The 12,799-nt window shown below is 65.8% G+C and carries 10 protein-coding genes; 3 read left to right on the forward strand and 7 right to left on the reverse strand.

Translation table 11 applies throughout. The features are described from left to right. Positions 1-66: 66 nt before the first annotated feature. A complete protein-coding gene (gene aceB, locus D3I60_RS15495; protein WP_262777324.1) occupies positions 67-1,674 on the reverse strand; it encodes a malate synthase A in 1,608 nt (535 codons plus the stop codon). A 242-nt stretch (positions 1,675-1,916) separates the two neighbouring features. Continuing rightward, on the reverse strand, positions 1,917-3,227 hold the full coding sequence (gene aceA / locus D3I60_RS15500; RefSeq protein WP_262777325.1) for an isocitrate lyase: 1,311 nt from the start codon (positions 3,225-3,227) through the stop codon (positions 1,917-1,919). 238 nt (positions 3,228-3,465) lie between these two features. Between aceA and D3I60_RS15505 the strand changes: the two genes are divergently transcribed. Beyond that, the gene (locus D3I60_RS15505) at positions 3,466-4,860 is read left to right on the forward strand and encodes a helix-turn-helix domain-containing protein (protein WP_440588585.1); all 1,395 of its coding nucleotides are present in this window, start codon (positions 3,466-3,468) and stop codon (positions 4,858-4,860) included. 90 nt (positions 4,861-4,950) lie between these two features. Here the strand turns inward: D3I60_RS15505 and D3I60_RS15510 are convergent, their stop codons facing one another. From D3I60_RS15510 to D3I60_RS15520, 3 genes are all read right to left on the reverse strand, one after another. Then, complete coding sequence (locus tag D3I60_RS15510) at positions 4,951-6,237, reverse strand: alpha/beta hydrolase-fold protein (protein ID WP_262777327.1); 1,287 nt, start codon at positions 6,235-6,237, stop codon at positions 4,951-4,953. Then, the gene (locus D3I60_RS15515) at positions 6,234-6,800 is read right to left on the reverse strand and encodes a hypothetical protein (protein WP_262777329.1); all 567 of its coding nucleotides are present in this window, start codon (positions 6,798-6,800) and stop codon (positions 6,234-6,236) included. The genes D3I60_RS15510 and D3I60_RS15515 overlap by 4 nt, the downstream gene beginning before the upstream one ends. A 130-nt stretch (positions 6,801-6,930) precedes the next feature. Further along, positions 6,931-8,559 (reverse strand): FAD-dependent oxidoreductase, encoded by a 1,629-nt coding sequence (locus tag D3I60_RS15520; protein WP_262777330.1) that lies wholly within the window; start codon positions 8,557-8,559, stop codon positions 6,931-6,933. A gap of 37 nt (positions 8,560-8,596) precedes the next feature. Here D3I60_RS15520 and D3I60_RS15525 point away from each other — a divergent pair, with 37 nt between their 5' ends. Then, positions 8,597-10,039: a site-specific DNA-methyltransferase gene (locus tag D3I60_RS15525; RefSeq protein ID WP_262777331.1), complete on the forward strand. Its 1,443-nt coding sequence runs from the start codon at positions 8,597-8,599 to the stop codon at positions 10,037-10,039. Between the two features lie 40 nt (positions 10,040-10,079). Continuing rightward, positions 10,080-10,376, forward strand: coding sequence for an antibiotic biosynthesis monooxygenase family protein (locus tag D3I60_RS15530; RefSeq protein ID WP_262777333.1), 297 nt, complete (start codon positions 10,080-10,082; stop codon positions 10,374-10,376). 115 nt (positions 10,377-10,491) lie between these two features. Here the strand turns inward: D3I60_RS15530 and D3I60_RS15535 are convergent, their stop codons facing one another. Both D3I60_RS15535 and D3I60_RS15540 read right to left on the reverse strand, forming a co-directional pair. Beyond that, positions 10,492-11,229, reverse strand: coding sequence for a potassium channel family protein (locus D3I60_RS15535; protein WP_262777335.1), 738 nt, complete (start codon positions 11,227-11,229; stop codon positions 10,492-10,494). Positions 11,230-11,339: 110 nt separating this feature from the next. Continuing rightward, a complete protein-coding gene (locus D3I60_RS15540; RefSeq protein WP_262777336.1) occupies positions 11,340-12,674 on the reverse strand; it encodes a TrkH family potassium uptake protein in 1,335 nt (444 codons plus the stop codon). Positions 12,675-12,799 lie beyond the last annotated feature (125 nt).

The raw sequence follows: 12,799 nt of genomic DNA on the forward strand, positions 1-12,799 counted from the left end.
AAAACTACCCGACGGCGGCCCAGCAACCTCGCGCGAGGTTGCTGGGCCGCCGTCGGGTAGCAATTGTTAGGCGACGAAGGCTTCGCTGGCCTTGGACACCCGGTCGACCAGGTGGTCGGTGTAGGCCGGCATGGTGAGGAACTCGGCGAACTCCTCGCCCATTGCCGTCTCGCGGAAGATCTCCACGGCCTCATCGAAGTGATCATCGGCGATGCGCTGCATCAAAGCCAGCTCCTCGCCGAGGTAGCGCTCCACCAAACGCGAGGTCAGCTGCTGACCGTTGTCCAGAGTCACCTCGTGGCGGATCCACTGCCAGATCTGCGAGCGGCAGATCTCAGCCGTCGACACGTCTTCGAGCTGGTTCTCCAGAGCCACGTGCCCGTTTCCGCCGAGCCATTCGTTCATGTATCCGATGGCCACGCGGATGTTCACCCGCACACCCTCTTCGGTCACGACCGGCTCGAGACCGGTGATGTCGAGGATGTTCTCGCTGGTCACCTGCACATCGGGACGCTTGTTCTCCAGCTGGTGCGGCTGCGATCCCAGAGCAGCGTCGAACACGGCCAGAGCTGCCGGAACCAGAGCCGGGTCGGCCACCCAGGTGCCGTCGAAGCCCTGCCAGGCCTCTCGGGCCTTGTCCTCACGCATGCGCTCGAACTCGGAGGCCACGAACTCCTGATCCGGGTGATCGGCCATGAGGTTGGACATCGTGCCGATCGCGTGTGCTCCGCGACGGTGGCAGGTGGCCACGAGCCGGTCCGTGAAGGCCTTCATCAGCGGCAGGTCCATCGTCAGACGTTCGCGGTCGGGCAGAACGTAGTCGGTGGTGTTGCGCAGGTTCTTCACCACGGAGAACAGGTAGTCCCAACCGGCGGCCTCGAGACCTGCGCAGTGCTCGCGCAGCTCGAAGAGGATCTCTTCCATCTGGAACACCGCAGTGATCGTCTCGATGTGCGCGGTGGCCCGGATGGTGCCGTGCGGGATGCCCAGCATGTTCTGCGCCAGGACGAACACCTTGTTCCACAGGCGTGCCTCCTGCGAGGACTCGAGCTTCGGCAGGTAGAAGTACGGGCCGGAGCCGTTGTCGATGAGGTAGCGGGCGTTGTGGAAGAAGTACAGGCCGAAGTCGACGAGGGCACCGGAGGTTGAGAATTCCTGGCCGTTGTCATCGACGTAGATCAGGTGCTTCTCGGGCAGGTGCCAACCGCGAGGGCGCAGTCCGATGGTCGGCTGGTTGTCGTTGTTGACGCCGGGCAGCTGTCCGCGGATAGCGCGGAAGAGGTTGACCTGCCCGCCGATGACGTTGGCCCAGGTGGGGCTCGTGGCGTCTTCGAGGTCGGCCAGCCACACCTTCGCCTGCGAGTTCAGCGCCGCCACGACCTCATCCTCGGTGACCGGGCCGGTGAGCTCCACGCGGCGGTCTTCGAGGCCGGGGGCGCCGGCGGATCCGGCGACCGACCAGGAGCGGTCGGCGCGAATGCGTGCGGTCTCGGGCTTGAAACGGGGGAGGGTTCCGCCGTTCATCTCGGTCGCGCGGGCACGGCGCGTGCGCAGCACGTCGCAGATGGTGCCGGCGAACTCGTCGTGGAGCTTGGCGATGAACGTCAGAGCAGGCTCCGAAAGGACGGTGCCGAAGCCGGTTTCGAGCGGCGCGTTGATCTTGATGTAAGACATGGGCTTCTCCTCACCCGTCGTAGTGTGTGCCTGGAATGTGCGGCTGGTTCTGTGGGTGATCCTCGCCGAGGCGGCTCTGCCGTGATCGTGAGCGTTCCCGTGGGATCGTGGCGGGGTTTCGATTCGTCTGTGGTGTGACGGAGCGGATCGACAATGTAAACCCCGTGAAAACACTGCCGATCCGCCCCGGGTTCTGGGTGGGTTCATCCCCGCTGGTCAGCGGGGTGTGAACCCGGTGCGGCTCAGTGGAACTGAGCGGTTTCGGTGGAGCCGGCCAGTGCGGTGGTCGAGGACTCCGGGTTGACCGCGGTCGAAACCAGGTCGAAGTATCCGGTGCCGACCTCGCGCTGGTGGCGGGTCGCGGTGTATCCGCGTTCTTCGGCTGCGAACTCGCGTTCCTGCAGGTCGACGTATGCCTTCATCTGTTCGCGGGCGTAGCCGTGAGCCAGATCGAACATCGAGTAGTTGAGGGCGTGGAAGCCGGCCAGGGTGATGAACTGGAACTTGTAGCCCATGGCTCCGAGCTCGCGCTGGAACTTCGCGATGGTCGAATCGTCGAGGTGCTTGCGCCAGTTGAACGACGGCGAGCAGTTGTAGGACAGCATCTGATCCGGGTACTCGGCGTGGATCGCCTCGGCGAACTTCTTCGCAGCTTCGAGGTCGGGCGTCGAGGTCTCCATCCACAGCAGGTCCGCGTAGGGAGCGTAGGACAGGCCGCGGGCGATGCCGGCTTCGAGTCCGTTCGTGATCTTGTAGAAGCCTTCGGCGGTGCGCTCACCGGTGACGAACTGCTGGTCGCGCTCGTCGATGTCCGAGGTCATCAGCGTGGCTGCCTCGGCGTCGGTGCGTGCGATGACGAGGCTGGGCACGTTCTCGACGTCGGCCGCGAGGCGGGCGGCGTTGAGGGTGCGGATGTGCTGCGAGGTCGGAACGAGGACCTTGCCGCCGAGGTGGCCGCACTTCTTCTCGGATCCGAGCTGATCCTCGAAGTGCACACCGGCTGCGCCAGCGGCGATCATCGAGCGCATGAGCTCGTACACGTTGATCGTGCCGCCGAAGCCTGCTTCCGCATCAGCGACGATCGGAGCGAACCAGTCATCGACCTGCTTGTTGCCTTCCGAGGTCTCGATCTGGTCTGCGCGCATCAGAGCGTTGTTGATGCGGCGGACGACCTGCGGCACCGAGTTGGCCGGGTAGATCGACTGGTCGGGGTAGGTCTGGCCGGCGGCGTTCGCGTCGGCGGCGACCTGCCAACCGGAGAGGTAGATGGCGTTGAGGCCGGCCTTGACCTGCTCGACTGCCTGGTTGCCGGTCAGCGCACCGAGGGCGTTGACGTAGTCACCGGAGTGGATGTCGCCGGCGGTGATCTGGTTCCAGAGGCGCTCGGCTCCGTGACGGGCCAGCGTGTGCTCCTCAATCAGCGAACCGCGCAGTTTGACTACATCCTCGGGCTCGTAGTCGCGAGCGATTCCCGACCAGCGGGCGTTGGTGGCCCAGTCGCGGCGGATGGCTTCAGCATCGTGCAAGCTGCTCTGCGTGGTGTTCTCAGTCATTGTCCTTCTCTTTCTCGATCTCTCGGGGTTGTTGATGTATCCAGTCTGCGGGGGCCGCAAGGGCTCTCGCACTGAATTTTTGGATGAATAATCTCGATATTTCTGGTTCCAGAAATTTCGCGGTTCTGTCATACTGTTTTTCAACCATGTGAACCAGCACACAGAAACCGAGGGAGGCGCCTTGAACAGCGTTGGCGCGGAAGTTGAGAGCGAAGATCAGCAGACCGATCCACTCAGCATCGGCAGAAGAATCCGCTTTTTTCGCAAGAAGCGCGGTTTGACCCTCAACGAGCTGGGGCAGGAAGTGGGGCGTGCGGCCTCTCAGATCTCGACGATCGAGAACGGCAAGCGAGAAACTTCTGTCACGCTCCTGGCCGCGATTGCGAAGGCGCTGAAGACAGATGTCTCCGAGCTCATCGACCCCGCTCCGATCGACGAACGACAGGCCCTCGAGCTGGAGGCCGAACGCAATCAGGCCTCCCCCATGTACTCTGCCCTGGGCCTGCCGCAGGTGCGGATCAAGTCGCTGCCGGCCGACGCCCTCGAGGCGATCGTGGGGCTTCAACGCCAGCTCGGCGAGGCCCTGGAACGGCGTGCGGCCACACCGGAGGAGGCCAGGCGGGCCAACCGTGAGCTGCGGGAACGGATGAAGGAGAAGAACAACTACTTCGCCGACCTCGAGGCCACCGCCGCCGAGCTGCTAGACCTCGTCGGCTACGAATCCGGAACGGTGTCTCAGCGGCAGACGGCGCTCATCGCCGAGAAGCTCGGCTTCAGCCTCCACTACGTCTCCGACCTGCCCGAATCGACCCGGTCGATCTCGGATACCGCGAACAAACGGCTGTATCTACCCAACGCCGACGCCGCGTTCGATCCGCGGTCGCACCTGCTCATGAGCCTGGCTCCGCATGTGCTCGGCTATGACTCCCCGAAGGACTTCCACGAATTCCTCCAGCAGCGCGTCGAGGCGAACTATCTGGCGGCCGCGATCCTGCTGCCCGAGTCCGCGGCCGTGCCGATGCTCGAGGAGGAGAAGAAGAAGCGGGTGCTCTCCGTCGAGCATCTGCGCGATATGTTCGGCGTCGGCTACGAGATGGCTGCCCACCGGTTCACAAACCTCGCCACCGAGCACCTCGGGCTGCCCGTGCACTTCATGAAGGTCCACAATTCCGGCACGATCCACAAGGCGTACTCGAATGACGGGCTGCCGTTCCCCACCGATCCGCTGGGTGCGATCGAGGGACAGTTCGCGTGCAAACGCTTCACATCGCGCACCGTCTTCCGCGTCGCCGACCGCTTCAGCCCCTACTACCAGTACACCGATACCCCTCACGGATCGTTCTGGTGCACCGCACGCGTGCTGCCCGGCGGCGACTTCGCCATCAGCGTCGGCGTCCCGTTCTCCCACGTCCGCTGGTTCGAAGGACGGGAGTCACCGATCCGCTCGCAGTCCGGATGCCCGGATCCGTCCTGCTGCCGGCAGGCCCCGGATGACCTGGCCGAGAAATGGGAGGATCAGGCGCTGCCATCAGCCCGCATGCACGCCTCCCTGCTCGCCGCGGTCCCGCCCGGTGCGGTTCCCGGCGTCGACGACACCGAGGTCTACGAGTTCCTCGAACGCCATGCCGATTGATCAACGGCACCGATCAACGGTGCAGAAAACCCTCGCCGAGGCGACTCCCCCACTTCGGGTGCGCCCTGACCGCCGCTGACGCGAGGGGGCCTACTCCGCCAGGACTTCGGCCAGACGGACGAGCATGAGTTCGCGCCACCACAGATACTCGTGCCCGCCCACGAACGGTCGGGGTACGAAGTCGATGCCGCGAGCAGCGAACTCCTCGGTCGCCTCGGCTACTGAGTCCGCAATGACAGACTCGAGGATCCCGTGGTCGACACTGAACGTCGGATGAGCGACGGTCGTCGTCCGGGTTTCCAACGTCGGAGATTCCGGTTCTCCCGCGGTTCCACCCGGCTCACCGTCGGCTCGGCTCGGCGAGAGATCCCAGATCCTGCGCCCCCGATCGTCGGATTCCCAGAACGACGGCGAAAGGCAGATCCCGCGGAACGCTTCCGGATGTCGCAGGGAGAAGAAAGCCGCGGCCAGTCCGCCGTACGAGGCGCCCGCGACGATCGTGCGGGCCGAAACCTCCGGCGCCATCTGACGAACGAGTGCGAGGACGCTGTCGCAGAACCGCGGATTCATCACGAGGTCATCGGCGCGCTGGCCGACGGCCGCGTCCTCGTCGGGGCCGTCGTCCCCGACGGGTGCATGGTCGACGGCGATAACCACCGACGGAGGAGACACAAGCTCGTCGATCGCAGCGAGCAGTCCCCCGCGGATGAACCGCTCTCCGTCGAAGACGACGAGCACCGGAGCCGAGGCGGGACCTCGCTGCGGCCTGTGGGTCCAGATCCGCCTCGGCGCGGAACCGAGGGTGATGACCTGTTCGTCGACGTCGGATCGACCTTCGCCTGCCCCGCTGTGGGGGTCGGTCACCGGCCGGTCCCCACCCGTCCAGATCAGGGGCCGGGCATCGGGTGCGGCGAGCTCGAGGACCTGTTTCCTGCGCATGTCCGTGACCGTGCGCAGGTCGTGGTCACCGGCGGGCACGAATCCCCGCTCGAGGACATCGAGCCAGGTCGGACGGTCGGCGACCTGGAGTCCTCGCGGCACGGGCAGGAAGCGAAGCGCCCCGCGATACCCCCGCGGAACCGGCAGCTCGATCGAATACCTCGTCGCGTCGGCACCGTCGACACTGTCGCCAGCCTCGTTCCGGGCTGAGCGCCGGGTCATGATCCCGCCGGGCACATTCCGCCGGTCGGTGACTCCGTTGAGGTCGACGAAGATCTCCTGCTCGTCTCCGGGGACCGCCTCGGCGGGGATGGCTGAGGTGGGAAGTTCCACCTGCAGCCTCCAGTTCTCGTCAGAACCGATTTCGGTCCATGTGCACAGGGCTGAGACCGAACCGGTCTGCTCCGCCGAAGAATTGACCGCGCTGGTCCCGGTCATGATCCGACCGCCGCCGCGTCGAGCTTCTCCAAGGACAGACTGCCGGGGACCGATCCGTCGGCCATCTTGTCGGCCACGGGGTCGAGCGTCAGCCCGAGTTCGCTGAAGAACTGGACGGTGGCCGAGTCCCGATCGGTCAGCACTCCCACCTCGTCGGGACTGTGGAAGAGCGCGACGAGGAAGGACCTGTCGGTGAGATCCGGGTGGTCCTCTGCCGCATCGTCGATCGCCGTCTGCGCCGCCTCGCTCGTCTCCTCCGCCCACGACATCACGGGTTCGACCGGAGCTTCGGTCATCGCCACTGGGACCACACCCACGGAAAGAGCAGCGTCCGCATCGGAGACGGAGAGAGCAACCACACGGTCGGCCTTCCCGATGTCAACGGAGCCGAAGGCGTCGTCGACGCTGCCTGCACTCGCCCGTTCCGCATCGGCCCCGTCGGCGGAACCGCCACCGCACCCGGTGAGCGCCAGAGCAAAGGCGAAGGTCAGGGCCGCCAGTCGGCGCCGGCGGACCGCCGATGTCGGAGACGTCGAGGTGGAGGCGGGTCGAATCGCGGGCACAGGCATAGTCCCTTTCGCTTATAGTTTGGTTAGCCTAAGCTAAGTTACCATAAGAGCTGTCTGCGCCCCAGAGCGGCCGTGCAGGTCAGTTGGGAGCGTCAGCGCGGCACGGACCGCCGGCGAGGAGATCTCAGCGGGCCGCGTTCTCGAAGGCCCGATCGACGATCGTTTCAGCAATCGCCAGCGCCGAGGTGGCAGCCCACTTCGGCACGGACCTGACCACGGTCAGCCTGCCGCGCCTGGTCATGGTGAGATCGTCGACGAGTTCGCCTGCGGCGGTCATCGCCTGAGCTCGGACTCCGCGGGTCCCGGGCGCCACGGCGTTCGGGTCGAGCTCCGGGACGAAGCGGCGGATTCCGTCGACGAAGGCTGTCTTGCTCACCAGGGGTTTGACTCCGCGGGCCGCTGTCTTCGCAGTCTGTGCGGCGAACTTCCAGAACCCCTTGGATCTGGCCGTCGAGGTGATGTCAGCGAGGTCGAATCCGTGCCGATCGTAGGCTTCACGGCCGAGGGCGACGAAGGTGTTCGGTCCGAGGATGAGCCCGTCGTCGAGTCCGCGCACGATCGAGGTTTCGGCGAAAGGGGCCTGCGGGTCGGGGACGGACCCGATGATGCCGCGGACCACCTCGGTGTCGGTGGCCGGGCTTCGGTAGAAGTCGCTGGTGAAGGGCACGATCCTCGGTTCGGCATCGAGTCCCGCAGCGACTGCTAGGCGATCGGTCTGGAGACCAGCGCAGACGATGACGATGTCGAAGCTGCCGAGCACTTCCTCGGCTGGTGCCTCGCTGCGCGACCTGCCGCTGGGAGCGTCACCGGCGCGTGAGCCAGAGTCGCCGAGGCGTGAGCCAGAGTCGCCGAGGCGTGAGCCGTCGCGGTTCGCCCACGCGTCGGAGACCTTCTGCGTCCACTCGCCGAGCGTCGATTCGGCCTGTTTGAACCAGTCCTGCTGTCCGAAGCGTTCGCGCAGCTCGTCTGCAATGCCGATGACGGGTTCGCGGTCCTCTTCTCCGCGATAGGTGCGCGGACGGTCATGGACCTGATCGTCGCGTTGGTCGCGGTCGTGGACCTGGTCATCGACGGCATCCTTACCCGACCCGCCCCGTTCGCCGGCCGTGTTCGCACCACAGTCGTCCTCATCGGACTCTCCGGCTGCGGCCCCGTCCCCCGTCGGCGAGTCATCTGCCGGAACCGAGCGCCCACGCAGTCGGACTTCGTTGCTCATGGTGTCGAATCCGGTGACCTCGGTTCCGAAGCGGAATGTCCCTCCGGCGGCGCGCACATCGGAGGCGAGCGCTGCGGTGAACGCCGAGAAGTCGGCGATGGCCGCATGGGGTGAGAAGAGCCCGAGGACTCCCCTGACGGCCGGTTCGACGACTCCGATCTCGTGACGCTCGAGCAGTCTGGCGCCTGGAACCTCGTTGTCTTTGGCGCGGGCGAAGATCTCTTCGAGGCGTTCGGCCTCATCGGTGTTCTGGGCGATGAGCAGCTGCCCGCATTCCCTGTAGGGGACGCCTGACTCAGCCATATAGGGAATGAGCAGCTCGAGGCCCCGACGGGTGAGTTTCGCCTCCGCTGAGCCGGGCTTCTGGTCGAGTCCGGAGTCGACGATTCCGGAAGTGTGGCCGCTCTGATGTGCAGCGACGCTCTCGGCTTTGTCGAAGACGGTGATCTCGGCGTCGGGGAACCTCGTGGTGACTTCGCGGGCGGCGGCGACGCCGAGGATGCCGGCACCGACCACGGCCACTCGTGAAATACTCATACAGCAATCTTGGCACCGTTCGGGGAGAAGGAGAAGGATGACGACCGTCTTGGAGTGGACCGGCAAGGCCGCCGCTTTCGCACTCGGTCGCCGCCTCATCGCCGATGCCGAGCCCGGGCCTTGCCCCGGTCAGGGTGAACAGGAACCTGGGTCCCGCCTCGTGGACGGTGACCCTGCGCCGAAGGGCCACCTCGGTGATGGTCGTCCGCATCTGCGGGACGTCGACGGTACCACTCACGTTCCCGATCCACACGAGAATCTGCTCGTCGTCGGGGACAATCTGCCCGCGCTGACCGCCCTGCTGGCCACGCACCGCCGGCAGGTCAAGGTCGTCTACATCGATCCGCCGTACAACACGGGCAACGCGCACACCTACAAAGATCACGGGCACGATCACGCGAGTTGGCTGTCGTTCATGACGCCGCGGCTGCTGCTCGCGCGTGAGCTCATGCGCGAGGACGGGGTGCTGTTCCTCCATCTCGATGACAAGGAGAGTGCGTGGGCTCAGCTGCTCGGGCACGAGATCTTCGGTGAGGACAATTCGCTGGGCACGCTCATCCATCAGCGCGCGAAGGGCGGCGGCAATGCGCGCTCCTTCGTGCGCGGGCACGACTATGTGCACGTATGGGCCCGCGATGCGAGCCGGGTCGGGCCGTTCCTCACAGAGAAGAAGTCACCGGCGAAGCTCGAGGTCATCGACGGCAGGCGGATGCTTGTCGAAACGGATGTGCTGCGCGCCGGCTTCGGCCGATACGCGCGCGGGTCCGAGCGGCGGCTGATGTACGAGGACATCGTCGCCGTCAAGGGCGAGGGGAAACTCGCCGAGGTGGACGCAAAGCTGGCATCGGGCGAGTACATCCTGCGCCCCTGGGGCAGCGAGGACAAGCATGCGGTGGTGCGGGTGACCCCGGCGGAGAAGGCGAGTTCGAAGCTGTATTCGATCATCAAGGCGCTCGGCGGGCAGAACGATCTGGAGCCGCTGGGCTTGGCGGGCGTATTCAGCTATCCGAAGCCGGTCGAGCTGGTCAAGGCGCTCGTGGCCTCGCAGACGTTCTTCGACCCCGATGCCATCGTCCTGGACTTCTTCGCCGGGTCCGGGACCACAGCACAGGCCGTGATGGCCGCGAACGATCGGGATCAGGGGTCCCGATCGTTCGTGCTCGTGCAGACCCCGGAGCCGCTGCGGTCGAAGACGGCCCGGGCCGTGGTGACGGCAGCTGATGGCGGAGTCGAGCGGACCGGCGCGGCCGGAGCAAACGGTCAGGCAGCAGAAGGCGCGGTCGGCACAGACGGTGCGACCGCTGCCGGCGACGCCGAGTTCCCCACGATCAGCGAACTCACCGCCGAACGCATCCGTCGCGCCGCCGACGTCCACTCCCCCGGACTGATCTTCACCCAGCTCGAGGTCGTCGACGGCGGATCTGAGACTCTGCGGACGAACAATCGGACTCCTCAGACAGCACTCGGGTCGAAGCCGTAGGGTCGAAGTGACTCAGCTGCCAACCCGAACAGGAGCAACCATGTCAGTCGTCGCCATCAACGCGCTCTCCGTCCCCGAACCAGCTCGCGCCGAACTCGAGAAGCGCTTCGCCGAACGCAAGCATTCGGTCGACGGGGCTCCCGGCTTCGAGGGCTTCCAGCTGCTGCGCCCGGTGGCCGGCGGGGACCAGTACTTCGTCTACACCCAGTGGGCAACCCGCGAAGACTTCGAGAACTGGCGCGCCAACCGCTCATCCGCCCACGAGTCCAGCGGAAAGAAGCCGGTCTCCGAGCAGGCGAATCTCCTCGAGTTCGAGGTCGTCGACCTCGGCGACTGAAGCCCTCAGCAGCGCCCCGATCGCCTGCACCCGACTACGGGGCCGCCTCAGCGAGGGCCTTGAAACGTCAAGCGCCGCCTCGGCGAGGGAATGCCGATCGTCCAAGGACGTCGACCTATGCGTCGGCGTCCTTGTCCAATTCACTGAACGCTTCGACCTTCTTCGGGCTGCCGGCCACGAGGATCTCGTCGTCGGCATAGAGGGTGACATCCCGATCGGCGATGTCCCAGTGGGTGCCGCCGCGACGTTTGAACGCGACGATCGTGACGTCGTACGCCGTGCGCAGCCCCAGCGAAGCCAAGGGCACGTCGGCCGTGCGCACCGGCGGAGTGGTGCGGGCCAGGACGAAATCCTCGTCGATGGGCAGGAAGTCCGAGATATGCCCCCTGATCAGGTGGGCAAGCCTGCGACCCATATCGTTCTCGGGGCTGATGACGTTGCCGATGCCCAGCTGGTGGAGGATCTCGGCGTGGGTTTCGCTGATCGCCTTCGCCCAGATGTGCCGATTGCCGAGTTTGAGGATCCGCGAAGCCACGAGGATGCTCGCCTCGAGGTCGCTGCCGATGGCGATGACGACGCGAGAGACCTCGTCGATGCCCAGCTGTCGCAGCACCACCTCATCGGTGGCATCGGCGCGGGAGGCATGAGCGAGGACGTCGGCGAATTCGGCCACGACCGAATCGTCGTGGTCGACGCCGATGACCTCGACCCCGTGTTCGGCGAGTTCACGCGCCAGGGACCCGCCGAAGCGGCCGAGCCCGATCACGGCCACCGCACCGTCCTTCGCCAACGGCGAGGGGTCGCCGGTGAAGAACGACGCTGACCGCGCCATCCAGTTCTTCTTCTCGTTCATGGTCGTGTCCTTTCTGGGCCGCGGATCTCATTCCGCGTCCCGATGTGACGTCGGGGCCGCCTCGGCAAAGGTCTCAGCGGTCGATGTTTCGGCTCTCGATGTTGCGGAACTCAGCCGATCAGCGGACGCTCCTTCGGCAGTTCGTAGCGGATGGGGCGCTCGCGCAGGGCCAGGCCGGATGCCACGGTCACCGGCCCCAGCCTGCCGAGCGCCATGGTGAGGATGAGGACGATCTGGCTGGGGGCGGACAGATCCGCAGTGATCCCGGTCGACAGGCCGACCGTCCCGAAGCCGGAGATGACTTCGAAGAGGACCCGGCTGAGGCCGAATCTCGGGTCGAAGAGCAGGATGACCATCGTCGCGAGCAGCACCCACCCCAGGGCCAGGACGATGACCGTCGTCGCCTGCCGGTGCACGTCCCGGGAGATGCGGCGACCGAACAGGGTGACAGACCGGCCGCCGCTGACCTCCGTCCACGTCGTCGCCGCGAGCACGGCCATCGTCGTGATCTTCACACCGCCCGCCGTGCCCGCCGGTCCGCCGCCGATGAACATGAGGACATCCATCCCGAACCACGTCGCCGTGTGCATCTGGCTGATGTCGATCGAGTTGAACCCGGCCGTGCGCGTGATCGTCGATTGGAACGCCGCTGCCTGGATCTTCCCCCACGCATCGAGGTGGCCCGTCGTCGCGGCGTTGTTCCACTCGATGACTGCGATGAAGACGGTGCCGCCGATGAGCAGAACCGGGGTGAGCACGACAATGATCCGCGTCGTCAGACCCCATTTCAGCGGGGTTCGGTACCGCCGGACGAGTTCGATGAGGACGGGATAGCCGAGCCCGCCGAGGATGACCGCCAGCCCGATCGGACCGCAGATGAACGGGTCGGCCACATAGTCGACGAGGCTGTCCTGGCGCAGCCCGAAGCCGGCGTTGTTGAACGCGGAGATCGCGTGGAAGATCGCGTCCCAGAGAGCCGCCGTGACGGGTTCGTCGTAGTGGAGGAAGAACCGGCAGAACAGCACCGAGGCGACCACGAGCTCCGTCCCGACGGTCAGTGCCGTGATGCGCAAAACGAGCGGTTTGACACCGCCGATCGCGTCGCTCTTGGTCTCCGAAGCCACGGATTGGCGAAGCCGCAGGCCGGCCTTTCCCGCCAGCAGCAAGGCGAGCAGGGTGGTGAGCAGGAGCACGCCGAGACCGCCGGCCTGGATGAGGCAGATGATGACGATCTGGCCGAAGAGGGTGTAGTCCTGACCGGTGTCGAGGACGACGAGTCCGGTGACACTGAGCGCCGAGGTGGCGGTGAAGAGAGCCTTGAGCAGCGAGATGCCGCCGTCAGCGACGGTGGCCGCCGGGGTCATGAGCAGAGTGGTACCGGTGACCAGTGCTGCCAGATAGCCCGCGATGACGCGGACGATCGCTGAGCGATGTGAGCTGTGCACTCACGCAATGTAGCACCATCGGCCCGGAATGAAACCACGCGCAGTCAACTCACCGGTAACGGTCAGAATCCTGCTACTCTGCCTTATCGGAACACCGCGGGACCACACGTGCCCGCGGCGCTGCC

Source organism: Brevibacterium permense, assembly GCF_025506275.1.
In the GTDB taxonomy this organism is placed as follows: Bacteria; Actinomycetota; Actinomycetes; order Actinomycetales; family Brevibacteriaceae; genus Brevibacterium; species Brevibacterium permense_A.

What these genes read in the sequence shown, in the direction of transcription:
- aceB (WP_262777324.1), bottom strand. Translation starts at nt 1,674, where the DNA reads ATGTCTTACATCAAGATCAACGCGCCGCTCGAAACCGGCTTCGGCACC.
- aceA (WP_262777325.1), bottom strand. Translation starts at nt 3,227, where the DNA reads ATGACTGAGAACACCACGCAGAGCAGCTTGCACGATGCTGAAGCCATC.
- D3I60_RS15510 (WP_262777327.1), bottom strand. Translation starts at nt 6,237, where the DNA reads ATGACCGGGACCAGCGCGGTCAATTCTTCGGCGGAGCAGACCGGTTCG.
- D3I60_RS15520 (WP_262777330.1), bottom strand. Translation starts at nt 8,559, where the DNA reads ATGAGTATTTCACGAGTGGCCGTGGTCGGTGCCGGCATCCTCGGCGTC.
- D3I60_RS15525 (WP_262777331.1), top strand. Translation starts at nt 8,597, where the DNA reads ATGACGACCGTCTTGGAGTGGACCGGCAAGGCCGCCGCTTTCGCACTC.
- D3I60_RS15530 (WP_262777333.1), top strand. Translation starts at nt 10,080, where the DNA reads ATGTCAGTCGTCGCCATCAACGCGCTCTCCGTCCCCGAACCAGCTCGC.
- D3I60_RS15535 (WP_262777335.1), bottom strand. Translation starts at nt 11,229, where the DNA reads ATGAACGAGAAGAAGAACTGGATGGCGCGGTCAGCGTCGTTCTTCACC.